The organism is Pseudomonas sp. Root401, from assembly GCF_001425105.1.
GTDB classification, from domain to species: domain Bacteria; phylum Pseudomonadota; class Gammaproteobacteria; order Pseudomonadales; family Pseudomonadaceae; genus Aquipseudomonas; species Aquipseudomonas brassicacearum.
This window is the reverse complement of sequence record NZ_LMDO01000064.1, coordinates 39520-64568: the sequence shown is the minus strand read 5'-3', so window position 1 is coordinate 64568 and position 25049 is coordinate 39520. Positions and strand designations below refer to the sequence as shown.

Annotated in this window: 24 protein-coding genes; 6 read left to right on the top strand and 18 right to left on the bottom strand. The window is 64.2% G+C overall.

The features are described 5' to 3' along the window. Positions 1-1866, bottom strand: coding sequence for a sigma-54-dependent Fis family transcriptional regulator (locus tag ASC85_RS27670; RefSeq protein ID WP_057452175.1), 1866 nt, complete (start codon positions 1864-1866; stop codon positions 1-3). 342 nt (positions 1867-2208) lie between these two features. On the opposite strand from ASC85_RS27670, the gene ASC85_RS27665 reads away from it, so the two are divergent. The 5 genes from ASC85_RS27665 to ASC85_RS27645 all read left to right on the top strand — a co-directional run bounded on the left by ASC85_RS27665 (position 2209) and on the right by ASC85_RS27645 (position 7576). Further along, entirely contained in the window at positions 2209-3282 is a 1074-nt protein-coding gene (locus ASC85_RS27665; RefSeq protein WP_014339120.1) for an ATP-NAD kinase family protein, read from the top strand. 2 nt (positions 3283-3284) lie between these two features. Next, positions 3285-4262 (top strand): thiamine pyrophosphate-dependent dehydrogenase E1 component subunit alpha, encoded by a 978-nt coding sequence (locus ASC85_RS27660; RefSeq protein ID WP_003202577.1) that lies wholly within the window; start codon positions 3285-3287, stop codon positions 4260-4262. A gap of 36 nt (positions 4263-4298) precedes the next feature. Next, entirely contained in the window at positions 4299-5315 is a 1017-nt protein-coding gene (locus ASC85_RS27655; protein ID WP_014339122.1) for an alpha-ketoacid dehydrogenase subunit beta, read from the top strand. Continuing rightward, positions 5315-6427, top strand: a complete 1113-nt coding sequence (locus ASC85_RS27650) for an acetoin dehydrogenase dihydrolipoyllysine-residue acetyltransferase subunit (protein ID WP_057452174.1) — start codon at positions 5315-5317, stop codon at positions 6425-6427. Before ASC85_RS27655 ends, ASC85_RS27650 begins: the two co-directional genes overlap by 1 nt. 84 nt (positions 6428-6511) lie before the next feature. Further along, positions 6512-7576, top strand: coding sequence for a 2,3-butanediol dehydrogenase (locus ASC85_RS27645; RefSeq protein WP_236712423.1), 1065 nt, complete (start codon positions 6512-6514; stop codon positions 7574-7576). A 65-nt stretch (positions 7577-7641) separates the two neighbouring features. Here the strand turns inward: ASC85_RS27645 and ASC85_RS27640 are convergent, their stop codons facing one another. The 17 genes from ASC85_RS27640 to ASC85_RS27560 all read right to left on the bottom strand — a co-directional run bounded on the left by ASC85_RS27640 (position 7642) and on the right by ASC85_RS27560 (position 23401). Continuing rightward, the gene (locus tag ASC85_RS27640; protein ID WP_057452172.1) at positions 7642-8145 is read right to left on the bottom strand and encodes a DUF6644 family protein; all 504 of its coding nucleotides are present in this window, start codon (positions 8143-8145) and stop codon (positions 7642-7644) included. After that, positions 8145-8495, bottom strand: a complete 351-nt coding sequence (locus tag ASC85_RS27635) for a DUF6152 family protein (RefSeq protein WP_057452171.1) — start codon at positions 8493-8495, stop codon at positions 8145-8147. The genes ASC85_RS27640 and ASC85_RS27635 overlap by 1 nt, the downstream gene beginning before the upstream one ends. A 26-nt stretch (positions 8496-8521) precedes the next feature. Continuing rightward, positions 8522-9076: a DinB family protein gene (locus ASC85_RS27630; RefSeq protein WP_057452170.1), complete on the bottom strand. Its 555-nt coding sequence runs from the start codon at positions 9074-9076 to the stop codon at positions 8522-8524. 218 nt (positions 9077-9294) lie between these two features. Then, entirely contained in the window at positions 9295-10212 is a 918-nt protein-coding gene (locus ASC85_RS27625; protein ID WP_003202565.1) for a dihydrodipicolinate synthase family protein, read from the bottom strand. A 172-nt stretch (positions 10213-10384) separates the two neighbouring features. Further along, positions 10385-11413, bottom strand: a complete 1029-nt coding sequence (locus tag ASC85_RS27620) for a trans-3-hydroxy-L-proline dehydratase (RefSeq protein ID WP_057452169.1) — start codon at positions 11411-11413, stop codon at positions 10385-10387. Between the two features lie 119 nt (positions 11414-11532). Then, positions 11533-12255, bottom strand: coding sequence for an amino acid ABC transporter ATP-binding protein (locus ASC85_RS27615; protein ID WP_057452168.1), 723 nt, complete (start codon positions 12253-12255; stop codon positions 11533-11535). Next, positions 12248-12898, bottom strand: a complete 651-nt coding sequence (locus ASC85_RS27610; protein ID WP_003202560.1) for an amino acid ABC transporter permease — start codon at positions 12896-12898, stop codon at positions 12248-12250. The genes ASC85_RS27615 and ASC85_RS27610 overlap by 8 nt, the downstream gene beginning before the upstream one ends. A 12-nt stretch (positions 12899-12910) precedes the next feature. Next, a complete protein-coding gene (locus tag ASC85_RS27605; protein WP_057452167.1) occupies positions 12911-13576 on the bottom strand; it encodes an amino acid ABC transporter permease in 666 nt (221 codons plus the stop codon). Next, positions 13569-15347 (bottom strand): cis-3-hydroxy-L-proline dehydratase, encoded by a 1779-nt coding sequence (gene lhpI, locus ASC85_RS27600; RefSeq protein ID WP_057452166.1) that lies wholly within the window; start codon positions 15345-15347, stop codon positions 13569-13571. The genes ASC85_RS27605 and lhpI overlap by 8 nt, the downstream gene beginning before the upstream one ends. Positions 15348-15357: 10 nt before the next feature. Beyond that, a complete protein-coding gene (locus ASC85_RS27595) occupies positions 15358-16176 on the bottom strand; it encodes an ABC transporter substrate-binding protein (protein ID WP_057452165.1) in 819 nt (272 codons plus the stop codon). A gap of 234 nt (positions 16177-16410) precedes the next feature. Continuing rightward, on the bottom strand, positions 16411-17160 hold the full coding sequence (locus ASC85_RS27590) for an AraC family transcriptional regulator (protein WP_057452164.1): 750 nt from the start codon (positions 17158-17160) through the stop codon (positions 16411-16413). A gap of 291 nt (positions 17161-17451) precedes the next feature. Further along, on the bottom strand, positions 17452-18708 hold the full coding sequence (locus ASC85_RS27585) for an NAD(P)/FAD-dependent oxidoreductase (RefSeq protein ID WP_057452163.1): 1257 nt from the start codon (positions 18706-18708) through the stop codon (positions 17452-17454). Continuing rightward, positions 18705-18941 (bottom strand): 2Fe-2S iron-sulfur cluster-binding protein, encoded by a 237-nt coding sequence (locus ASC85_RS27580; protein ID WP_057452162.1) that lies wholly within the window; start codon positions 18939-18941, stop codon positions 18705-18707. The genes ASC85_RS27585 and ASC85_RS27580 overlap by 4 nt, the downstream gene beginning before the upstream one ends. 227 nt (positions 18942-19168) lie before the next feature. Then, positions 19169-20284, bottom strand: a complete 1116-nt coding sequence (locus ASC85_RS27575; RefSeq protein WP_057452161.1) for an NAD(P)/FAD-dependent oxidoreductase — start codon at positions 20282-20284, stop codon at positions 19169-19171. Continuing rightward, positions 20281-21213, bottom strand: a complete 933-nt coding sequence (locus tag ASC85_RS27570) for a 4-hydroxyproline epimerase (RefSeq protein ID WP_057452160.1) — start codon at positions 21211-21213, stop codon at positions 20281-20283. The genes ASC85_RS27575 and ASC85_RS27570 overlap by 4 nt, the downstream gene beginning before the upstream one ends. 112 nt (positions 21214-21325) lie before the next feature. After that, positions 21326-21997: a GntR family transcriptional regulator gene (locus ASC85_RS27565; RefSeq protein ID WP_057452159.1), complete on the bottom strand. Its 672-nt coding sequence runs from the start codon at positions 21995-21997 to the stop codon at positions 21326-21328. Between the two features lie 237 nt (positions 21998-22234). Beyond that, positions 22235-23401: an MFS transporter gene (locus tag ASC85_RS27560; protein ID WP_057452158.1), complete on the bottom strand. Its 1167-nt coding sequence runs from the start codon at positions 23399-23401 to the stop codon at positions 22235-22237. A gap of 137 nt (positions 23402-23538) precedes the next feature. Between ASC85_RS27560 and ASC85_RS27555 the strand changes: the two genes are divergently transcribed. After that, a complete protein-coding gene (locus tag ASC85_RS27555) occupies positions 23539-24930 on the top strand; it encodes an aminotransferase-like domain-containing protein (RefSeq protein WP_057452157.1) in 1392 nt (463 codons plus the stop codon). Positions 24931-25049 lie beyond the last annotated feature (119 nt).

Below are 25049 nucleotides of genomic sequence, written 5' to 3'. Positions count from 1 at the left end.
TCAGGCTGGGCTGCGGCCTGGCATTTCGATGCCATGCAGGTTTACCCGTCGATACAGGGTCGCCCGGGAAATGCCCAGGGCCCGGGCGGCTGCGGTGGGTTTCCAACGGTGGCGCACCAAGGCATCGAGCAGTGCCTGGCGTTCCGGGCTGGCGCTCGGTTCCGGTCCGTGGTCGGTGGCGTCCACGCGGTGCATTGACTCGGGCAGGTGGCTGAGCTGGACCACACTGGCTTCGCACACCGCGCACGCATAACGCAGCACATGGCGCAGCTGGCGCACATTGCCCGGCCAGTGATAGCCGAGCAGGCATTCCAGGGCCGCGCTGCTCAATTGCACGGTTGCCCCGCACAGCGCCGACTCCTCGGCAAGAATTCGATTGATCAACGCCAGCCGGTCGCTGCGTTCGCGCAACGGTGGCAGTTGGAAGCGCGCGCCACCCAGGCGGAAATACAAATCCTCGCGAAACTCGCCGGCGGCCACCAGGGTCTCCAGGTCGCGGTGGGTGGCGCAGATCACCTGGATGTCCACGGCCTTGCGGCGGGACGCGCCCAGCGGCGCCACTTCACCCTCGGCCAATACGCGTAGCAGGCGGGTCTGCAAGGCCAGCGGCATGTCGCCGATTTCATCCAGGAACAAGGTGCCGCCATCGGCCTGTTGCAACAGGCCCTGCATGCCCTTGGCCGAGGCGCCGGTGAAGGCGCCGGCGACGTAGCCGAACAGTTCGCTCTCGATCAGGCTTTCGGGAATGGCGGCGCAGTTCAACGCCACGAAAGGGCGATCACGGCGCTGGCTGGCCTGGTGTAACTGACGGGCGAACACTTCCTTGCCGGAACCGGTTTCGCCCTGGATCAGCACCGGCAGGTTGCGATCTTTCACCCGCACCGCCAGGCGCAGGCTGTCGGCCAGGCGTGGATCGATCTCCAACGGGGTCATCGCCACCCGCGAACGTGAACTGGCCCGCTGGCGCGGCGCGCTCAAGCGCCCGTGCATGGCGTGGTCGAGCGAGCAGAGGCTTTCGTCCCGGGCACGGTGCAGCAACTGCTGGTTGAACACCTGGCCGATGTGTTGCGGCAACTGCCCGTAATGTTGCAGCAGGTACTGGCGGGCGGCCGGGTTCAAGGCTTGCAGGCAACCGTCGTCGTCCCAGGCGAACAGGAAGTCCGGCTGGCTGTCGACGTAGCCGGCGTTGCGATGGGCCCGCAGCACCCAGTAACCCTGGGCGCTGCTCATGAAAAACGCCTGTTCGATCTCCCGGGCGCTCTGCACCACCATTTGCCGGATCAGGTGCTGCGAGCGCCGATCATCCGGCGAGCGCACCGCCGAGACGTCCAGCACCCCGAGCAATTCGCCCTGGGGATCGAAGACCGGTGCGGCGGAGCAGGTCAGGCCAATGAACGCCGCCCGGAAATGGTCGCGCTTGTGCACCGTTACCGGGGCCTTGGCCGTGAGCACTGCCGCCACGCCGCAGGTGCCTTCCTCGCCCTCCGACCAACAGGTGCCCAGGTACAGCCCGGCCTTGCGGCAGTCATTGCGAATCGTGGTTTCCACCCGATAGTCGATGGTCTGGCCCTGGGCATCGGTCAGCAGCACGCAGTAGTCGGCATCGCGGACCCGGCCATGGAGGCGGGCCACTTCTTCGCTGGCGATATTGAGGAACAGCTCGGAGCGCTCACGGCATTGCTTGAGCACGTCCTGGGACAGGATGCGCGGGCCCTGCAGCGAACCGGGGTCCAGGTGATGTTGCTCCATGGACCGGCGCCAGGAGTCGAGGATCAGGTCCGGGACGGGCAGTTGTGGCAATTGGTTCGCGTTTTTCACCACGCGGCTGACGCAATCCACGTGCGCCCGGGAGTGAGCGGAAAGCATAGAGGCCTCCGATTCAGCTTCTTATCGTTGTGCGCACATTAAGCGCCGTTCGCCGGGTGCAGACAAGCTCGACGGGTTCTTCGGGCGGTGTGAGACGCCACGTCTCAGCGTCTCGCCGAAACCTCGTGCAGGCTGACATGGGGCGTCTCACCGGGGCTCGGTTCGCTTCATCGAAAATCCCATGGGGGGCGCTCTGGCCCGGGCTTTGAGCAGGTTTTTTTCACAACTGGCACCGCCCTTGCTCTACCTCTGGGGCCCGCTCGACGGGTCATCCAATAATAACAACGAGGTGTCTATGGTTTCCTGCCCAGGCCGTGTGCCTGCCCCCTCCACGGTGGCGTCATGAGTCGCCGGCCACTGACCGTGGGCATCATCGCCAACCCCGCATCGGGCCGTGATGTGCGGCGCCTGACCGCCAATGCCGGGCTGTTTTCCAGCACTGACAAGGTCTCGGTGATCCAGCGCCTGCTGGCCGCTTTCGGCGCCACCGGCATCGAACAGGTGTTGATGCCCACCGACATGATTGGCATGGCCGCCGCCGTGCTGAAGAACAGCCACAGCCGCCAGGCCCGCAGCAGCCACTGGCCGGCCCTGGAGTTCCTCGACCTGACCCTGCGCCAGACCGTCGAAGACACCCGCCGGGCCGCACGCCTGATGGCCGAGCGCGAGGTGGCGTTGATCGCCGTGCTTGGCGGCGACGGCACCCACAAGGCGGTGGCCGCCGAAGTGGGGGACATCCCGTTGCTGACCCTGTCCACCGGCACCAACAACGCCTTTCCCGAACTGCGCGAGGCCACCAGTGCCGGCTTGGCCGGAGGGTTGTACGCCAGTGGCCGGATCCCGGACTCGATCGGCTTGCGCCGCAACAAACGCTTGTTGGTCTGTGATGCCGGACGTGGCTTGCGCGAAGTCGCCCTGGTGGACGTCGCCGTGTCGCCGCTGCGCTTTGTCGGCGCCCGGGCGATCAGTCGCGCACAGGACCTGGCTGAAGTCTTCGTGACCTTCGCCGAACCGCAATCCATTGGCCTGTCGGCGCTGTGCGGCTTGTGGTTTCCGGTGTCGCGCCAGGCACCGGGTGGCGCCTGGATGCGCCTGGACCCGCAATCCCCCGAAGCGCTGCTGGTGCCGCTCGCGCCAGGGCTACTGCAAGGCTGTGGCGTGCTCGCTGCCGGGCCCCTGGAACCTGGCGTCGCCCACGGCCTGTCGCTCTCCAGCGGCACCCTGGCCCTGGATGGCGAGCGGGAAATCGAATTCAACGCGCAGGACCGGCCCACGGTCACCCTCGATGCCGGCGGCCCGCTGAGCATCGACGTCAACGCGGTGCTGGCCTACGCCGCGCAACAGCGTTTGCTGGCCATCGGCCGCGAACACCCGCAACACCCTCTGAATCTTCAAGAAGACACCCCAGGAGAATAAAAATGTCGACACCGCTCACCCACGATCAACTGCTGCACGCCTACCAGGTGATGCGCACCATCCGCGCCTTCGAAGAGCGCCTGCACGTGGAGTTCGCTACCGGCGAGATTCCCGGTTTCGTCCACCTGTATGCCGGCGAAGAAGCCTCGGCCGCCGGCGTCATGGCCCACCTGGGCGATGACGATTGCATCGCGTCCAACCACCGTGGTCACGGCCATTGCATCGCCAAGGGCGTGGATGTCTACGGGATGATGGCCGAGATCTATGGCAAGAAAACCGGCGTCTGCCAAGGCAAGGGCGGTTCGATGCACATCGCCGATTTCGAGAAGGGCATGCTCGGTGCCAACGGCATTGTCGGTGCCGGCGCGCCGCTGGTGGTCGGCGCCGCGCTGGCGGCCCGGCTCAAGGGCACCGACAGCGTCGCCGTGGTGTTTTTCGGCGACGGCGGCTCCAACGAGGGCGCGGTGTTCGAAGCCATGAACATGGCCTCGGTGTGGAACCTGCCGTGCCTGTTCATCGCCGAAAACAATGGCTACGCCGAAGCCACCGCCTCCAATTGGTCGGTGGCCTGCGATCACATCGCCGACCGTGCGGCCGGGTTCGGCATGCCCGGGGTGACGGTGGACGGTTTTGACTTCTTTGCCGTGCATGAGGCCGCCGGGGCCGCCGTCGAACGCGCCCGTGCCGGGGAAGGGCCGTCGCTGATCGAGGTCAAGCTGACCCGCTACTACGGCCACTTCGAGGGCGACGCCCAAACCTATCGGGCGCCCGACGAGGTCAAGCATTTTCGCGAGAACCAGGATTGCTTGATGCAGTTCCGCGAGCGCACCACCCGGGCCGGCTTGCTCACCGTCGAGCAGTTGGACCAGATCGACAAGGAAGTGGACATGCTGATTGAAAACGCCGTGAACAAGGCCAAATCCGATCCCAAGCCCACCGCGGCGGACCTGCTGACCGACGTCTACGTCAGCTATCCCTGAACGCCCTCCTGAATAACAACAATAGAGAATCCCATCATGGCGAGAAAAATCAGCTATCAGCAGGCAATCAACGAGGCCCTGGCCCAGGAAATGCGCCGCGACTCCAGCGTCTTCATCATGGGTGAGGACGTGGCCGGTGGCGCTGGCGCACCCGGTGAAAACGACGCCTGGGGCGGCGTGCTCGGCGTTACCAAGGGGCTTTACGACCAGTTCCCCGGACGCGTGCTGGACACGCCGCTGTCGGAAATCGGTTACGTCGGCGCGGCGGTCGGGGCCGCCACCTGCGGCGTGCGCCCGGTGTGCGAACTGATGTTCGTCGACTTTGCCGGGTGCTGCCTGGACCAGATCCTCAACCAGGCGGCGAAGTTTCGCTACATGTTCGGCGGCAAGGCCTCCACGCCCCTGGTGATCCGCACCATGGTCGGCGCCGGCCTGCGCGCCGCCGCCCAGCATTCGCAGATGCTCACGTCGTTGTGGACGCACATTCCGGGACTGAAAGTGGTCTGCCCATCGTCGCCTTACGACGCCAAGGGCCTGCTGATCCAGGCGATCCGCGACAACGACCCGGTGATTTTCTGCGAGCACAAGTTGCTCTACAGCATGCAGGGCGAGGTGCCGGAAGAGCTCTACACCATTCCCTTTGGCGAGGCCAACTTCCTGCGTGACGGCAAGGACGTGACCCTCGTGTCCTACGGGCGCACCGTCAACACCGCGATGGACGCGGCGCGCAGCCTGGCCGGGCGTGGCATCGACTGCGAAGTCATCGACCTGCGCACCACCAGCCCATTGGACGAGGACAGCATCCTGGAAAGTGTCGAGAAGACCGGGCGCCTGGTGGTGATCGATGAGGCCAACCCACGCTGTTCCATGGCCACCGATATTTCGGCGCTGGTGGCGCAAAAAGCCTTTGGCGCGCTCAAGGCGCCGATTGAAATGGTCACCGCGCCGCACACCCCGGTGCCGTTCTCCGATTCGCTGGAAGACCTGTACATCCCTGACGCGGCGAAGATCGAACAAGCCGTGCTCAACGTGATCGAGTGGAGCAAGCGCTGATGAGCCAGATTCATACCCTGACCATGCCCAAGTGGGGCCTGTCGATGACCGAGGGCCGGGTCGATGCCTGGCTCAAGGAGGAGGGCCAGGCCATCACCAAGGGCGATGAAGTGATGGACGTGGAGACCGACAAGATCTCCAGCAGCGTCGAGGCACCGTTTTCCGGCATCCTGCGTCGCCAGATCGCCCGCCAGGATGAAACCCTGGCGGTCGGCGCCTTGCTCGGCATCGTGGTCGACGGCGAAGCCAGCGATGCCGATATCGATGCGGTCATCGAGCAGTTCCAATCGACCTTTGTGCCCGGCGATGCGGCCGACGAAGACAGCGGGCCGAAACCGCAGAAAATCGAGTTGGACGGCCGGGTGATCCGCTATTTCGAGCGGGGCGAGGGCGGTACGCCGTTGTTGCTGGTGCATGGTTTCGGCGGCGACCTGAACAACTGGTTGTTCAACCATGAGGCGTTGGCGGCTGGGCGTCGAGTCATTGCGCTGGACCTGCCGGGCCACGGCGAATCTTCGAAAGCCCTGCAACGCGGCGATCTGGACGAATTGAGCGGCGTGGTGCTGGCCTTGCTCGATCACCTGGACATCAACGCTGTGCATCTGGTGGGGCATTCAATGGGTGGGGCGGTGTCGCTTAACGCCGCACGCCTGATGCCCCAGCGAGTCCGGTCGCTGACCTTGATCGGCAGCGCCGGGCTGGGCGCGCAGATCAACGGCAGCTACCTGCAAGGGTTTGTCGAAGCGGCCAACCGCAACGCCCTCAAGCCGCAACTGGTGCAGCTGTTTTCCAATGCCGAACTGGTCAACCGCCAGATGCTCGACGACATGCTCAAGTACAAGCGCCTGGAGGGCGTGGACGCGGCGCTGCAGCAACTGTCAACGACGCTGTTCGCCGACGGCCGCCAACAGATGGACTTGCGCGAAGTGGTGCAGGCCGGCCATGTACCGACCCTGGTGATCTGGGGCAGTGACGACGCCATCATCCCGGCGGCCCACAGCGAGGGGCTGAGTGCCCAGGTCGAGGTGCTGTCCGGCCAGGGCCACATGGTGCAAATGGAAGCGGCCGAGCAGGTCAACCGGCTGATCCTCGGCTTCATCGAGCAGCACTGATCAAGCGGGCGGCGACAGGCGTCGTCGTCCCTACAAAATTCTGGAGGCAACGTTATGAACGTTTCAATCAAGCCGACCCGCAGCATGCGCGCCGCCGTCTGGCATGGCCGCAACGACATCCGCGTCGAAGACGTGCCACTGCCGATTTCGCCGCCCGCCGGTTGGGTGCAGATCCGCGTGCAATGGTGCGGTATCTGCGGCTCCGACCTGCATGAATACGTGGCCGGGCCAGTGTTCATTCCGGTGGACGCGCCACACCCGCTGACCGGGATCAAGGGCCAGTGCATCCTCGGCCATGAGTTCTGCGGCGAGATCGTCGAACTGGGTGCGGGCGTCGAAGGCTTCACTGTCGGCGAGCCAGTGGCGGCGGACGCCTGCCAGCACTGCGGCACCTGCTATTACTGCACTCACGGGCTCTACAACATTTGCGAGAACCTGGCCTTCACCGGGCTGATGAACAACGGTGCGTTCGCCGAACTGGTCAACGTACCGGCCAACCTGCTCTACAAACTGCCCGCCGATTTCCCGGCCGAGGCCGGTGCGTTGATCGAGCCATTGGCGGTGGGCATGCATGCGGTGAAAAAGGCCGGCAGCCTGCTGGGCCAGAACGTGGTGGTGGTCGGTGCCGGGACCATCGGCCTGTGCACCATCATGTGCGCCAAGGCCGCCGGCGCGGCCCAGGTGATTGCCCTGGAAATGTCTGGTGCGCGCAAGGCCAAGGCCCTGGAAGTCGGGGCCAGCCATGTGATAGATCCGAACGAATGCGACGCCCTGGCCGAAGTCCGCCGCCTGACCGGTGGCCTGGGGGCCGATGTCAGTTTCGAATGCATCGGCAACAAGCACACCGCCAAACTGGCCATCGACCTGATCCGCAAGGCCGGCAAGTGTGTGTTGGTGGGAATCTTCGAGGAACCGAGCGAGTTCAACTTCTTTGAGCTGGTCTCCACGGAGAAGCAAGTGCTGGGCGCGCTGGCCTACAACGGTGAGTTCGCCGATGTGATTGCCTTCATCGCCGACGGACGCCTGGATATCTCGCCGCTGGTGACCGGGCGCATCCAGTTGGAGGAGATCGTCGGGCAGGGCTTCGAGGAGTTGGTCAACAACAAGGAGCACAACGTGAAGATCATCGTGTCTCCCGCACGGATCTGAGAGCGCCTGACGTGGGCGATTTGGCGGTGGCCGGCAGCGGCCATCGCATTTTTTTCAGGTGTAGTTCAGGTATAGGCCAGCAATCGACCGCAGAGAATGACCGAGATCCATAGTGCCATGGACACCAGAGCTTGAATTCTGGCCAGACCGGGCGCCTTGTGACCGGTGTCCCATTGCTCGACTGAACGGTAGGTTCCAACGTGGAACAGCAGGGCGTTGAGGCCCGCCGCCGCGATCAGGCAGAGCTTGAGGATGAAGACGTTGTTGCCGGCGAAGTCGTGGGGATGCGCACTGAACATCATCAACCCGGCAGGCACGATCAATAGCAGGGCCGCAACGGCCCAGGGCAGCAGGTGGCGGGCCAGTGCGGTCACGGCGATGCCCTTGGACAGCCCGAGGAGGCGCAGGTCGAACATCACCACCGCGCCGACCAATATCGAAAAGCCGATAATGTGCACCACTTCCACCAGGGGATAGAGCCACAACTCGCTGCGCATGGCCAACGCCAGGGACGAATCGCTCAGCCGGTCCATCCAGCCTTGGGCTGAGCCTGCCTGGGAGGCCTGCATCAGCGCAACTCGGTGGTCTTGTCGTCGATGGTGATGCGTTCGGCGCGTAACTCGTCGGGTTTGTTGCGGTTTGCATAGCCGACCACGCTGGCGCGGTTACCCGCTTTGAGCATGTCTTTGCTCAGGCCCCGATTTTCCATGCGTGACGGCGGGGCCAGCACGACGGTCCAGGTTTTGTCGGTGGTTTGCAGGCGTACGTAGCCATGGGGATGGGAATAGCCGGCTTCCTTTATCGTGCCTTCGAGCGTCAGGGGATTGCTGGCGTCGTATTCGCTCCAGCCGTGGTGGGCGAGTGCCGCCGTGGTGATCAGCATCAACGCCAAACCGATGCTACGAAGCATGAAGTTCATGGCAAGGTCTCCTTTGGGTGGTCGGTTCAACCAGGCTGGTATTGGCGCCAGACCCGCCGTTCATCCAATTGAAGCAGTTGGTCCTCGTTCTTGCGAAACGGTCGGTCGCAGTCGAGAAAAAACTCATCGAGTTGTGGCGGCGCGACGTGGGTGGCGCTGAGCATGCTGTGGACCTGTCCACGATGATGGATCTGATGTTCGAACAGGTGCAACAGCAGCCGGTCGATTCGTTCGCGCACCACACCGTCGGCGCGCACCAGGTCGACGGAGCGGGCGAGGTCGTCTTCCCGCAGCGCTTCGCAAAACGCCACCAGCCGCTGATCGGTCTGGGTTTGGCTTTGCTTCAGTTGGGCAAAGGCCAGGGTTTCGGAAAAGTCCTTTACCTGGCCATCGCGGTCGCCTTCCAGGGCAGTGAGGTAATAGCGGTCCACTTCCAGGATGTGGCAAAGCGTGGCTTGGATGGACGGGAAGAACCCCGTGCGCGGCGCCGCGTAGTCAGCCTCGCTCAACCGCGCGCAAGCGCTGAGCAGCCTGTGGTTGGCCCATCGGTTGTTCAGGGCCTGGACCAGGAAATAATTCATGGGAAGCCTCGTCAAGACAGTGTGGGAGCGAGCCTGCTCGCGATGGGGACTCACATCCAGCATAGCCGGCTCTGGCAGACCGCTATCGCGAGCAAGCTCGCTCCCACAAGGGATTTTGTATGAGCTGCAAATCCTCCTTGCACCTTGGTCCCTGTGGGAGCGAGCTTGCTCGCGATAGCGGCGGCGCAATCACCGCCAGTTAGCGCCATGCCCTTGGGTTAAAGCCCCACATCCGGCAACACCGGCCGATTGGCCAGGGCCTTGGCCATGATCTGCTCCACATACACCCGGTCCGCTTCCGGCAGGGCCAGGCGCGGTGGGCGGGTGAGGGCGCTGCCACGGCCGGCGATGGCTTCGCACAGCTTGATGCATTGCACCAGGTCGGCGCGGGCGTCCAGGTGCAGGATCGGCATCAGCCATTCATAGATTGGCATCGCTTCGGCGAAGCGCCCGGCGCGGGCCAGGCGGAAAATGGTCTCGCCTTCCTGGGGGAACACGTTGGACATGCCCGAGACCCAACCTTCGGCCCCCACGGCGAGGCTTTCCAGCACCACGTCATCGAGGCCTGCGAACAACACAAAACGGTCGCCGACTTCGTTGCGCACGTCGATAAAGCGCCGGGTGTCGCCGGAGGAATCCTTGAAACACACCACGTTGTCGCAATCGGCCAGGGAAATCAGGATGTCCGGTGTCACGTCATTCTTGTAGATCGGCGGGTTGTTGTAGACCATCAGCGGCACGTCGGCGTGCCGGGCCACGTAGCGGAAATGCTCGGCGGTCTCGAAGGGCTTGGAGCCGTAGACCAGCGCCGGCATCAGCATCACCCCGTCGACGCCGACCTTGCGCACCGCGTTGGCAACCTTGGCGGCTTGCACGCTGGTGAACTCGGCCACGCCGCAGATCACCGGCACGCGGCCACGGGAGGCGTCTACCGCGACTTCGGTCACGGCGATTTTTTCCTCGGCGCTTAAGGAAGTGTTTTCCCCCACCGACCCGCAGACCACCAGGCCGGAAACGCCGTCACGAATGACGTTGGAAATCACTTGGTGGGTTTTTTCCAGGTTGATGGAAAAGTCATCGTTGAATTGGGTGGTGACGGCGGGGAAGACGCCGCTCCAGTTGATGCGTTTGCTCATGGGTTGTCTCCGGTTATGGTATTTCGTATACGCAAGTAAAGTTGGATTCACAACAAATCTCCTGTGGGAGCAAAGCTTGCTCGCGATGCAGGCGCCTCGGTTTCCCGGAAGACCGAGTCATTTTCATCGCGGGCAAGCCTTGCTCCCACAGAGGCGACGCCAGTTCAAAAAATCATGCACCCGGCCAGGTATCCGAAAGCCGATAGCCCTCGGGCCACGGATCGGCCGGGTCGAGCAACAACTGATGCGTCCCGGTGATCCATGCCCGTCCGGCGATGCACGGATAAATCGCCGGGCGTCCGGCCACGTCGGTCAGCGAATCGATGCGGCAGTGGAATTCGGAACCGATGATCGAGCGGCCGATAAAACGCTCGCCGACCTGCATCAAGCCCTTGGCCTGCAGCACCGCCATGCGTGCCGAGCAGCCGGTGCCGGTGGGCGAGCGGTCGATCTTGCCGGGCTGGATCACCACGGCGTTGGCGCCGGTGGCGATGCCGTTTTCATGGACGATGGGCGCGGCGATCTGGCAGAACGAGATGTGCGACCAGTCGGGGTTCAACGGATGCACGAAGCCCAGTTGTTCGTTGGCGGCGCGGGTGATCTTCAAGCCCACGGCCACCAGTTCGGCGGCTTCGTCAGGACGGATGGCAAAGCCCAAGCGCTGGGCGTCGACGATGACAAAGCTGTCGCCACCATACGCCGTGTCCACCTGCAACGAGCCCAGGCCCTCGACTTCGATCCAGGCATCGAGGCGGTCGGCGAAGGAGGGCACGTTCTTGATCTCGACCCGTTGCACCTTGCCGTCGCGGCAGTCGGCCACCGCTTCGATCAGGCCGCCCGGGGCTTCGAGCACCAAGCGGGTCTGGGGCTCGGTCATTGGCAGGATGCCGCTGTCCAGCAGCACGGTGGCGACGCACAACGAGTTGGAGCCGGACATCGGCGGGGTATCGGCCGGCTCCATGATGATCCAGGCCATTTGCGCCCGCGGGTCCTTGGCTGGCACCAGCAGGTTGACGTGGCGGAACACACCACCGCGGGGCTCGTTGAGGACGAAGTTGCGCAGGGTCTGGTCCTGGGCGATCCAGCGTGACTGTTCCCACACGGTGGCGCCGGGCGGTGGGGCGACGCCGCCGACGATCACGTCGCCGACTTCGCCTTCGGCGTGGCAGCTGACTACATGGATGATTTTTGATGAGCGCATGGATCAATCCTTGTGTTGTCTGGTCGGGCCTCATCGCGGGTAAGCCTTGCTCCCACAAAGGGTTTTGTGGTGCACCCGAAATAGTGTGGGAGCGAGCTTGCTCGCGAAGGGGCCATCGGCTATTTCACCGACTTGAGAAAAGCCGCCGTCTCCGGCTGCACCGGATTGCCAATCACCTGGTCCGGCGGCCCGATCTCATGGACCCGGCCATTGCAAAAGAACGCCACGCGGTCGGACACGTCCCGGGCGAAGCGGATCTCGTGGGTCACCAGCACCATGGTCATGCCGTCTTCGGCGAGCATGCGCATGGTGTCCAGCACTTCGCCCACCAGTTGCGGGTCCAGGGCCGAGGTGGCTTCGTCGAAGAGCATGTAGTCCGGCGACATGGCCAGCGCCCGGGCGATGGCCATCCGTTGCTGCTGGCCGCCGGAAAGCTTGCCGGGGAAGGCCTTGAGCTTGTCCCCCAGGCCCACATGCTCAAGCTGTTGCACCGCCAGTGCTTCGGCCTCCTGCCTGCTTTTGCCCAACACTTTGCGCGGCGCCAGCATCACGTTTTCCAGCACGGTCAGGTGGGGGAAGGCGTTCCATTGCTGGAACACGATGCCGATCTTCTGCCGCAGGCGATTGAGGTCGGTGGCGCGGTCATGAACCTCGATGCCGTCCACGCGGATGCTGCCTTTCTGGATCGGTTCCAGGCCGTTGATGCACATCAGCAGGGTCGACTTGCCGGAGCCGGAACCGCCGATGATCGACACCACTTCGCCCTTGTCCACGGTCAGGCTCACACCCTTGACCACTTCCAGGTCACCGAAGGATTTGTGCACGTTTTCGATCTCAATCATTTTCCTGCCACCTTCTTTCCAGGCGTGCGCCGAGGCGGGCGACCACCAGGCTCATGACGTAGTAAATGAGGCCCGCGATGCACAGCACCAGCAGGGGTTCCTGAATGCGCGTGACGATGGTTTGCGATGCCCGCAGCAATTCGACAATGCCGATCCACATCACCAGGGCGGTGTCTTTCATCACGCCCAGCACCAGGTTCAGCCAGCCGGGAAAGGCCACCCGCGTGGCGATCGGCAGGACGATGAACCGCAGGTCCTGCACATAGCTCAGGCCCAGTGACCGACTGGCCCGACGGGTGCTCAACGGCACCGCCAGCACGCCACCGCGGACGATCTCGGTGAAGTAAGCCGCGGCGTAGACGCCGAGGACGATGCAACCGACGGCAAAGGCGCTGAGGTTCAGGCCGGCGATGCTCTTGAGCGAGTTGAACAGCACGAACTGGATCAGCAGCGGCACGCTGCGAAACACGTCCAGCAACCAGGCCAACGGCAGGCTGGCCCGTGGCAACAACGCCCGCAACAGGCCGAACAGCAACCCGGCCAGGGTGCCCAAAAGGATCGACCAGACGGTCAGTTGCAGCGTGACCCAGGCCCCCTCGAGCAAATACAGCAGGTCGTTGACGCTGAGGCTTGTAGAAAACATGACCCACGCTCCTCAATAACGAAACAACCGCCAGGACAACAGCCGGGCCAACCCGACGATCAGCTTGGCGATCAGGTAATACAGCAGCGCCGCGAGGGCGAAGTATTCGAAGGTGCGGAAGGTCTTGACGTTGTATTCCTGGGTGACACCGGTGAGGTCGTTGTTCAGGCCGACGACCACGCCCAGGGATGTCATCAGCACCGCCCAGACCATCTGGTTGGTCAACGGGTAGAACACGATGCGCAACAGTTGTGGGACGATGATCATCCGGTACGCCTGGAAGGCGCTCATCCCCAGGGAGCGGGCGGCGCGCATTTGCGTACCGGGTACGGCCTTGAGGCCGCCGCGAAAGTTTTCCGCCAGGTAGCCGGCGTTGTTGAAGGTGATCCCGGCCAGCAAGGCCAGCCAGGAACTGACGTGCAGCCCGAGGGAGCCGAGGCCGAAGTAGAGAATGTAGATCTGGAACAGCGAGGGCGTGTTGCGGGCGATGGACACCCAGCCATTGCCCACGCCCCGCAGCAAGCGATTCGGGGCCTGGCGCATCACCGTCAGCACCAGGGCGATCAGCACGCCGAAAATCATCGACAGCGCGGCCGTCTCGAACGTTACCCAGGCCCCGGCGAGCATGTCGGGCAGGGCGCGCAAGGCCGGACGCCATTGGAAGCTGTAGTCAAACATGAGTCGGGCTCCCCCTGCGGGCGATGGGTTGCAGCCATGTCGGCGGCTGGCCGCGGGTCGAGGCGGTGCAGGCGGCCTCGACGCATTCGGCGAGGGCGGCAAAGTGCACCCCACGCCCGACCAGGCCGGGTGCGTAGTGGGCGTATTTACCGGAGTTGGTCATCAGCGTGGTGGCGTGGGGCGGAATCACCGGTTCGCCCAGCATGCACCAGCAGGTATCGGTCACCAGCACCGCGCCGAAGGTCTCGATGGCGGCCAGATACCCGGCTTTGCGGGCCTGCTCCAGCACTGTCCGGCCGCAGGTGATCGCCAGCACCACATACGGATGCTTGACCCGGCCCGTGCACAAGGTCGCGAGGGCGGCGAATTCGCTGAGGGAGAAATGCGGGTTACCCAGGGACACCACGTCCACCCAGTTGTCCCGGGCGCTGTTGAGCTCGCGCCAACTGGCAAGCAGGCCGGCGGCATCGACGCTTTCCTGCGGCAAGGTGACGTCGCTCTCCAGGACATCGGCAGGGTCGAGGGCTTCCGGCGTTACCCCGGCGATGTGGAACAACGGCGCGGCGCTGGTGGTGGCGAACGCGGCGCCAAAGGCCTTGAGGTCGTCCAGGGTGGGGGCGGCATGTTCCAGCCCACGTATCAGCGGGATGCGCCGGCCCGCCAGGCTGCCGATGTGATAACCCAGCAGCGGATAGAAACTGTCGTCCACGTGACCCAGCGCCGGTACGTCGACGATCAGCCGGGCCTTGCGCGGGTCGTCGAGGTGGCAGCCGGTCAACGGTGCCCGTCCGCACAAGGCGATGCAGATATCGAGGAAGTCCGGATACTTCTGCGTGCGCGCCCCCAGCACGCTGTTGGCGTAGACCACCGCGTTGGATTCGGCCCAGACGATTTGTTCGCCGGCCTTGGGCGCGGTGTCCAGCAGGTAGGGGGCGCAGGTGAAACTCAGTTGCGCGCCCATCGCCATGTAGGCATCGCCCAGGGCACTGGCCGGTTCACCCAGGGCCGGATCGACCCCCAGTTCCCGCCAGCGCCGCTGGTCCACGGAAATGGAGTTGAGGGTGGTGGGCACGCGAACCTTCGCCCCCCACTGCACCAGTTGTTCGGCAAAGCGCAGGCTGGCCGGGCCGGTGTAGATGCAGCCGTCGATGTGGGCCTGGGTCACGTCCAGCAGTTGCGTGGCGCCCTGGATCTCGGCCATGCGCAGCACGATTTGCATTGCCACTTGGGCAGCCTTGCCGTGAGCGCCGTCGAGCAATGCCCGGTCCTGTTCGCTCAGGGCCAGGCTCGAGGACGTGGGCAGCTGCGGCGCTACGTCAGAACCTTGCCAACCGTCGTTTGGCGGCCGGCCAGACAGTGTCAGGACGTCGCCTTCCAGGCGCACGAAACCCTGGCCGCGCAGCCCATTGAAGGCCTCGTGCCCCACGCACACCACCGGCAGCGAGCGTTGGAAAATCACCTGCGCTACCAGCACGCCCAGGGTCAGGATTTCATCGGCTTCGGCGAGCACCAGGGCTGCCGGTGCGTGGCCGTTGCTGATCAGTTCCATCAAGACGCTGCTGCCGGTGCAGGAGCCGCGTCCGCTGGGGATCGCCAGCACGCGCCCGGCCAGGCGTTGACCACTCAAGGGATGGTGGCGGTCGATGATTTCACCGCTGGCTGGATCGACCCCGCCCCAGAAACTCAGCCCCACGTCGGCGAACAGCAGGGCGCCCTGGGCGGCACCCTCCACCAGGCTGCGGCCTTTCACACGGACAGGCGTGCTTGGCATGCGCCGATCCTCAGTAGTAGACCTGGGGAACGGTCAGGTTGGCCGGCGGGATGTCGGTGCCGACCCATTTGACGAACAGTTCCTTGTAGCGACCCGTGCGCACCTGCTGGTTGACGAACAGGTTGAGGTAGTTGAGCAAACCGTATTCGCTGCGCTTGGCGCCGAGGGACACGTAGTCGATGACGTAGGGCGCGTCACCGGCGATCTTCAGGCCCTTGTACTTGCCCGACTTGATGGTCGCGGCGGCCACGGTGTTGGTCACCACGGTGGCGTCGATGTGCCCCTGGGCGACGGCCAGCAAGGTGTCGTTCTGCGACTGGTAGGCGCGGAAGCTGCCACTGCCCCAACTCTTCTGGTCCTTCTCCAGGGCGATGGCTTCGTAGGTGCTGCTGGTGTTGCCCAGGGCTTTGCCCTTGAGGTCGGCGTAGCTGTTGATGCCGGTGTTGTCGCGGGTCAGCACGACCATCTGGAAGGCGAAGTAGGGCACGGTCAGGCCCACGGTCTTGGCCCGCTCCAAGGTGTCGGAGGTGGAGGCGACGATGACATCGGCGCGGCCGGACAGCAGCGCGGGGATTCGGTCGGAGAATGGGGTTTCCACCACTTCGGCATCTACACCAAGGACCTTCGCCAGGTCGTGGCAATAGTCCACGTCGAAGCCCGCCGGTTTGTTGCTTTCGTCGCGAAAACCCATCGGGGGAAAGTCCAGGGTCACGGCGCAACGCAGCTTGCCGGAGCCGATGATGTCATCGAGCTTGTCGGCGTGGGCGGGGGCGATGAAAAGCGGGGTGAGGACAACGCTGAGGGCTACGGCCAATGCAGGGTTTTTCATAAATGCCTCGCTGTCGAATAAATGCGGTGAGATATCGTATTGAGGATTTCGTATACGATATTAGATAAGCAATCGGCATGCCCGTTTCCGCTTGGGGCGCAGTAATGCCACTGGAGGGCTGATCTAGAGGCTTTCCCGACTGGTGATGACGCATTATGGGCAGGGCGCTACGTTGTCGCGGGTGTTACAGATGGGAGCAGCCACGGGGCCCGACGCCCCATCAGGGAACAAAGGTCAGCGCTGATTCTCGCGATATTGGCTGGGCGACAGGCTGGTCAGGGCCCGGAACTGGCGGCTGAAGGCGCTGTGGTCGGTGTAACCGCAGCGCAGGGCGATCTCGGTGATCGGCAGGTCTTTGTCGAGTAACAGCCGTGAGGCTTCTTCCAGCCTTGCCTTGTGAATCATCTGCCGCGGCGTGAGTTGGAAGATGCGTTTGCAGTGCCGCTCCAGTTGCGCCACCGATAATTCGGCAATGGCGGTCAGCTCGGCAAGGCTGATGGGGCGGGCGAAGTGCTGCTTGATATGGGCGTCCACCGCCGCCAGTTTGTGGAACGCCGGATGGCTCGATTGCGGCAGTTGCAGGTCGCGGGAAATGCCGGCCAGGCCGACGATCTGACCGTTTGGATCGTGCAGGGCGAGCTTGTGGGTCAGGCACCAGACGGGTTGGTTGCCGTAGTACAAATGCAGTTCGAGCTGGTCGGCCAACTCCCGCCCGCTGGCCAGTACCCGGCGGTCCTGTTCGGTGTACAGCGGACCGAAGTGCTCGGGGAACACTTGTTCGGCGGTGAGACCGAGCAGGTCGCCGCTGTGTTTGAAACCGCAGCGGCGGGCCAGGGTCTGGTTGACGAAGGCGTAGCGGGCCTGCTTGTCCTTGATGAAAAACACCACGTCCGCGAGGGTGTCCAACAGCGGGGCGATGGGTTGCAGGCTGCGCAGCAGGGTGTCGAGGTCGCAGGGGGCTAGGGAAGTGAGCGAGGGGTACATGGCCGGCGGCGTCTTTTTTTGTGGGAGCTATGGCGCAGTGTCAGTCGAAAATGTGCTGTCTGTCACGCCGCCATCGCGAGCAGGCTCGCTCCCACAGGATTCCGGTGTGTTCACAGATCTGGGGGTTATGACAATCCCCTGTGGGAGCCGAGCTTGCTCGCGATGACGGCGGCACAGGCAGCATCTCTACCAACTGACCCACCGCTATCGCGAGCAAGCTCAGCTCCCACAGGGTATGCGGTGAGTGCAGGTTGTATGACTATGCAGGTCTGAGTGGGATGTGTGTCGGGTTCAGGTGGGCGGGGTTTCTTCCAGGTCCAGCAAGGTTTCGATTCGCGCCGGGCTGAAAGGCGGGCGGGGTGTCGGTGGTGTCCAGTCGAACAGGTGTTCCAGGGCGGCGCCGCACACTCGGCCCTGGCAGGCGCCCATGCCGCAGCGGCTTGCCAGTTTCGCTTCGCGCCAGTTTTCGTGGCCGACCAGTTCGCCATATGGCACGTCTTCGCAGCGGCAGATCAGGGTGTCGTTGCGGGCCAGGGTCTTGAGCCGTGGATCGAGGGCGAAGGCTTTGTTCAATGCCCCGGCGAAACCCTGCCAGCGTGCGCGGCGCGGCCACAGCTGCTGGGCGGCTTCGGTGTCGCCGACGGCGGCATGGCCGGCGATGGCGCCTTCCACCAGCGCCAGTTCGCTGCCGCCAAAACCGGTGCATTCGCCTGCCGCGTAATGTTCATGGCGAGTGGTCGCTTGCCAGGCGTCAACCGCCAGCGCCTGGTCTTCAACCGCGCAGCCCAGGGCCTGGCCCAGTTGGGTATTGGGAATGAGCCCGAAGCCACAGGCGAGCCGGTCGCAGGCCAATTCAATTGTCTTGCCTTGTTGATGCAGACGCACGCCCTCCAGCCGTTCCCGACCGAGTGCTTCCACCACATGGGTGTCGGTACGGTAGTGCCGGTCGAACAGATTGAACGATTGGAAAAACTTCCCCGGCCAGCGCGGCAGTTGCGCGGCGAAACCGCCAACAGCGGTGCGACGAGCCTGCTCGGCGATACGCAACACCTGTGCGCCTTGATGCTTCGCGGTGGCGGCGCTGGCCAACAGCAAGGGGCCGCTGCCGGCGATGACCAGCCGTTCGCCACGCACCGGCAAGCCCCCTTTGATCAGCGCCTGCAACCCGCCGGCGCCGGTCACGCCGGGAAGTGTCCAGCCGGGAAACGGCAGCAGCAGCTCACGGGCACCGGTGCAGAGGATCAAGCGTTCGTAGCTGATCTGCCAGCCGCGCTCGGCATCTTCCACCAGCAAGGTTTTATCCGCCGCGCAGGCGATCACGCGAGTACCCGCATGGCAGCGTACGTTGGCGCAGGTGTGCAGTTGCTCGCGCAGGCGTCGGGCGGCGCTGGGCAGGTTGGCCTGGGGGCCGTCACGCCAGATCTGCCCGCCGGGCAGCGGGTTGTCGTCCAGCAACACGATGCGCGCGTCGCTGCTGGCTGCGGCGAGGGCGGCGGCCATGCCAGCGGGGCCGGCGCCGATGATCAGCAGGTCGGTGGTTTCGTTCATGGGCGGGTCTGCACCTGCATGCCGTCGTGGCACAGGGTCTGGCAGGCCAGGCGTCGACGGCCGTCGATCAGTACCCGGCACTCCTGGCAGATACCCATGCCGCACAACGGCGCACGGCGCTGGCCGCTGACCGAGGTGCGACTGCAACCATCCGCGCCCAACGCCAATGCCGCCGCGACGCTGGTGCCGTTGGCGACGTACAGTGGGCGGCCGTCCAAAAACAAGTCAGGCATGGCTCCAATACTCCTTGGCTAAGTGGATGTCAGGAGCACACCCAAAACCTGTGGCGAGGGAGCAAGCTCGCGCTGGGCCTGTAGGAGCTGTCGAGCGGAGCGAGGCTGCGATCTTTTTCCTGATAGCTGGAATCTCAAGCGAAAGATCAAAAGATCGCAGGCTTCGCCAGCTCCTACAGAGTCCTGCGCGAGCTAGCTCCCTCGCCACAGGGGATGTGTGTCGGGCTTCAGGCATGGGTCGGTTCTCCCAGAAAACGCTGCGGCAGGTAAGGCTGCGCGGCCAGTGGTGGGGTTTCGTCGAACAGTTGCGCGACGAGCAGGTCGGCCGTTGCCGGCGCCGTTGTGACGCCCAGGCCTTCGTGACCTACCGCCAGCCACAACCCTTGGCGCTGTGGATGTTGGCCCACCAGCGGTAAGCCGTCGGGGCTCGCTGCGCGAAAACCGGTCCAGGCCCTGATGCCGTTCAGATGCGCCAATCCTGGCAAGTATTCGACGGCGCGCTTGAGCATTTTCGCCAGCATCCAGCCTTCCACCTGCGGGTCGACGGTGCCGAACTGCCGCGAGGCACCGATGAACAATTGCCCGGTCGGGCGCGGCTGGATATTGCACGCCACCGACGGTCCGCTGGCGTTATGGGCGCTGGTGACGTAGCCCAGTTCCACCAGGGTGTGGGTGACGGTAGCGGGGTAGCGGTCGGTGATCAGCAGGTGGCCCTTCTTCGGCACGATCGGCAGTTCCGGGCACAATTCAGTGGCCTGGATGCCATTGGCGAGAATCACCGCTTCGGCGCTCAACCAGCGACCGTCATTGAGGCGCACGCGAGCGCCGTCGACTTCGCTGACCTGTGCCCGTTGCTGGCGAATGTTCGGCGCGTCGAGCATCCAGCGCGCGGCCGCCGGGGCGTAGAGGATGCCGTCGCCCTTGATCAGCAGCCCACCTTCCAGCCCCGGGCGCAGCTCGGGTTCACGCTGATGCAGCGCGGCGTGGCCGATCAATTCGCATGCTTCACCGTGGGCCAGCAGGTTCAGGTACTTGCTGTGGGCCACCGCCATTTCTTCGGCATTGGCTGCGAGCCACAAGGTGCCGTTGTTGCGCCAGGCGCAGCCGTCGGGCAGGGACGGGGCCAGCTCGCGCCAGCGCTGCAGGGAATATTGACTGAGGGCCAGTTCCGCCGGGTTGTCATCCAGCACCAGCAGGTGCCCCATGCCGGCCGCCGTGGCGCCGTGCCAACCGGCGTCCAGCACCAACACGTTGATGTTGCGTCGGGCCAACGCCTGGGCACAGGCCGCACCGATGATGCCTGCGCCAATGATGATCACGTCGGCGACATGGCCCTCGCTCACGGACGAATGCCCCAGGCGAATGGGTCATCCGCTTCGATGATCAGTGTGGTTTCGGCGCTGATGTAGGCGCGACCGCGAATGGTCGGCACGATGCGCTCGCCCGAGTGCTCGTAGGAACCCTCGAACTCACTGCCAATGACACTGGCCTGGCGCCAGATCTGCCCGGGTTGCAGTTTTCCATCGGCCGCCAGGCACGCCAGTTTGGCGCTGGTGCCGGTGCCGCAAGGGGAGCGGTCATAGGCCTTGCCCGGGCAGAGCACGAAGTTGCGGCTGTCGGCTTGCGGGTCGTCGGCAAACAGTTCGATGTGGTCGATCAGGCCGCCGTCCTCGCCGCGAACACCCTGTTGTTCCAAGGCTTGCTGCACGGCGTAGGTGTAGGCGGTCAAGGCGTCGAGATTATCGCCGGCCACGCGTTGGCCATGGTCGGCGATCAGGAAAAACCAGTTGCCGCCCCAGGCCACGTCGCCCACCACCTGGCCGATGCCAGGCACCTCCAGGGCCAGCGCCTTGCGGTAACGGTAGGCCGGCACGTTGCGCACGCTGACCGAGCGGTCTTCGTGCAAGGTTGCCTGTACCGTGCCCACTGGGGTCTCGATGCTGTGCACGCCGGGGCCGATCCTGCCCAGGTGGGCCAGTGACGCCACCAGGCCGATGGTGCCGTGGCCGCACATGCCCAGGTAGCCGCTGTTATTGAAAAAGATCACGCCGGCACAGGCGCTCGGGTCCACCGGCTCACAGAGCAGCGCCCCCACCAGCACATCGCTGCCCCGCGGTTCCAGCACGCAGGCGCTGCGCCAGGCGTCGTGTTCCGTGGCCAGGCGTTGCTTGCGCTCGGCCATGCTGCCCTGGCCCAGGTCAGGAAAACCGTCGGTGACCAGTCGGGTCGGTTCGCCGCCGGTATGGGAATCGATCACGGTGATGCGTTTCATGGGAGGGCCACGTCCGTTCAGATGAGTGACGGCAAGCGTGGCCCGCGCCGGGGGGCGACGGCTTGATGGTTTTATCTGTCGCCGATGACGAAATCGGCACAGGGCCGATCCATCAATGGCTGGAAGGCAGGAACTTGAACAAGGTCTCGCAGACGCCGGCGATGTGTTCGTCCAGTAGCATCACGGCGCGCTCGACGTCACCGGCGCGGCAGGCCTTGATGATTTCCCGGTGCTCGTGATCGGCGCGTTCCTTGCCCGCCGAAAGGCTCATCTGCATGCGCAAGTAGCGCTCCAGCTTGTCATGGACCGAGCGGATCAAACCCACCATGAAGGGCCGTTGCGCCGGTTCGTAGAGGCAGGCATGCAGTTGCCAGTTCAGCTCGGCCCAGCGCCCGACGTCGTCTTCACCGACGAACTCCCGGCAGATGCTTTCGGCACGGGCGAAGGTGGCTTCGGTCATGTTGGGAATCGCCAGGCGCAGTACTTTGTCTTCCAGCAGCATCCGCACCTCGAACATCTGCGCCAGCTCCGCCTCGGAAATGCGCGTCACCATCGCCCCGCGATTGCGCTGGAACATCACCAGGCCCTCGGCCTCCAGACGCTTGAGGGCTTCGCGAACGGGGATCTTGCTGACGTTGAACTGCCGGGCGATGTCATCCTGGCGAATGGGCTCGTCCTCTGCAAAGTGCCCGGCCACAATGGCATCGCGCAGGTGGCGGGTGATGATTTCCGAGGTGGAAGGGGTGTTGCCCAGGTCAGGCAGGTTGAACTTGGATAAAGTCACGGCGGCGGGTCGTTCGGCTTAGGTGGGGATATGGTATACGACTTTTCCGGGCGCGGTGTCCGGGGAGGCGCTGTAGGAGCTGGCGAAGCCTGCGATCTTTTGATCTTTCGCTTGAGATTCAAGTGTCTGGGGAAAGATCGCAGCCTCGTTGCACTCGACAGCTCCTACACAGCTCCTACACAGCTCCTACACAGCTCCTACGCAGTTCCTACGCAGTTCCTTGGCAAAGGGTTTGGGTCAGCCGTGGGACGGGTGGCTCACATAAGCGTTTGTCCGGACGATGCGCCATCCGGTGATAGACGCCCCCGCCAGCAGTGCCAGGCCGAACACGATCAACGCCACGTCAGCACCGAAAGCGTCAGCCAGCAACCCGGTCACCACCACCGGGATGCTGAATCCGACATAGGCGAACAGGAAGAACCCGGCGCTGACCCGGGCCTTTTCCGTGCCGGCCATGGCCGTGACGGCTGACAACCCGCCCAGGTACAGGAAACCGTAGCAAGCGCTGCTGGCGCCCAGTGCTCCGAGCAACACGGCGAGCAGGGAGCCGGCGCTCGCGCCCCAGGCCAGCAAAACGTAGCTCGCGGGCAGGATCAACAGGCCCAAGCCCGTGGCCCTGGCCGGTTGCATGCGTCGAACCCAGGGTTGGAAGAGCAAGCCGCAACTGATGACCGTGAAGGTCGACAGGCCAGACCAACGCTGCAAGTCGTGGGTCGCCAGCACTGACGGCAATATGGCGATGACCAGGCCCGAGGTCGCCCAGGCCAGCAGCATGGAAAAACTATAGGGCAGGCTGCCAGCGGGAAACAACGGCAGGCGCAGCAGCGGTGCGTCTTTGATCTTCAGCGCCGGGTCCGGTAACCGCCAGACCACGACGATCGCGATGGCAGCCAACATCAGCTGCAACCAGAAGCTGCCGGGCGTGGCGCTGTGATGGACGAACAGGAACAGACTGGTCAACGCCGCGCCCAGGCCAAAGCCCAGGGAAGTGCTGGCGGTGACCCGGTTGGCCGGCGAGCGGGGATCGCGGGTTGCCATGAGCTCGGCCATATAGGCGGTCGACGTGGCCGAGGCCAGCCCCGTGCCCACCCCCATCATCAGGCGCGCCACACCTAGCGCTTCCAGGCTCGGCCAGAGCAGTGTCACCAGCGTCGCCAGCATCGACAGCCCGAGCGCGACGAGGATCAACGGTTTGCGTCCCACCCGGTCGGCCAGCCCGCCGAACGCCAGTAGGACCGGCAGTACGCCCAGCACATAACCGGAAAACGCCACCGCCGTGGCGCCGGCCCCGTAGCCGGACAACTGCGCGTAGGTGGTGTACAGCGGCGCCTGCAGGTTGACCGCAAGGGTGATCAGGCAAAGGCCGAAAGCCAGTCCCCAGGAATGTCGATGGGATGGGTTCAAGGGGGTTCCTTAAAGGGTGTGCATGAAGTCCCGGGGACTATCTCTGCCGGGCACAGCGCAAACAAGGAACAGACCCAGGCCATTTGTGCTTAACTGTTCGCTCAAAATTCGAGAACACTTAGCCAAGAGTGCCAGCCGTGGACCTGAAGATCGATCGCAACGTTGCCGAGCCCGTGATCCGGCAACTCGTGACGCACCTCATGGGCTGGATCAACGCCCATGGCATCCGCCCCGGCGCGCGCATGCCGTCGATTCGCCAACTGGCCCGGGAAAACGGCCTGAGCCTGTCGAGCGTGATCAAGGCCTATGACCAACTGGTCGCCAGTGGGGTGCTGGAGTCCCGGCACGGCGCGGGTTTTTTTGTCGCGCAGCAGTTGGTCCGGCCCGTGGAGCCGGAGCCCGAAATGGATAACGCGCGGTGGCGGTTGTTCGACAATGAATCGACGCAGCTCAAGCTGGGGTGTGGCTGGCTGCCCGACGCCTGGCGCGACGACACCGACCTGGGCCAAGCGATCCGCCAAGTGGTGCGCAGCGACAACCACGCGTTGTTCAACTACAGCACCCCGTTGGGCTCGCCTCATCTGCGCCTGCAACTTCAAAAGCGCCTGGGCCTGATCGATATTCACGTCGACCCGGCGCAAATCATCACCACCCAAGGTGCCAGCCAGGGCCTCGACCTGCTGGTGCGAACCCTGCTCAAGCCCGGTGACCTGGTGCTGGTGGAAAGCCCCGGCTACTACAACCTGTTCAATCTGCTGAAGCTGCATGGGGTCAAGACCGTGGCGGTGCCAAGAACCGCCCAAGGCCCGGACATCGCCTGCCTGGAACAGCTTCTCGGCGAGCATAAACCTTCGTATTTCTTCATCAACAGCATGTACCAGAACCCCACCGGCACCAGCCTGGCGCCGAGCGTGGCCTATCGTCTGCTGCAACTGGCAACGGCCCATGACTTTCGCCTCATCGAGGACGATATCTACGCCGATTTCCAGAACGGTCCGACCTCACGCCTGGCCTCCCTGGATGCCCTGGACCGGGTGATCTACCTGGCGAGTTTTTCCAAGACGCTGTCCAGTTCGCTGCGCGTCGGCTACGTGGTCGCCCATCCCGAGATCATCCAGCGCCTGGCCGAAGTCAAGATGATTACCGGCATCGGTTGTTCGCTGCTGGCTGAAAACGTGGTGGCGACGTTGCTGGCCAACGGTGCCTATCGCAAGCTGATCCAGCGCTTGCGCCAGCGCCTGAACAAGCAGATGGCAAGTACGCTGCGCCAACTGGACCCGGCCCACTGGGAGGTATTTGCCGAGCCGATGGGGGGCCTGTTCGTCTGGGCCAGGCCGCGGTGCCTGGCGGCACAACGGGTGCAGCAGATCGCCCGGGAGCTGCAGATCCAACTGTCCCAAGGCTCGACGTTCCTGCCCCAGGGCGAGGCGTGCGACTGGTTGCGGTTGAACGTGGCTTATACCCAGGATCATCGTGCGCAGGTGTTCTTCCAGCGGGTGGAGCAGGAGTCGATTGTGGCGGGCCAATAGGGTATGGGGGGATTGTTCTGGCGCCATCGCGAGCAAGCTTTGCTCCCACAGGGGAGGGCCGGGGCCAGTCACAAGACTTGTACCCACTGAAGATCTCTGTGGGAGCAAAGCTTGCTCGC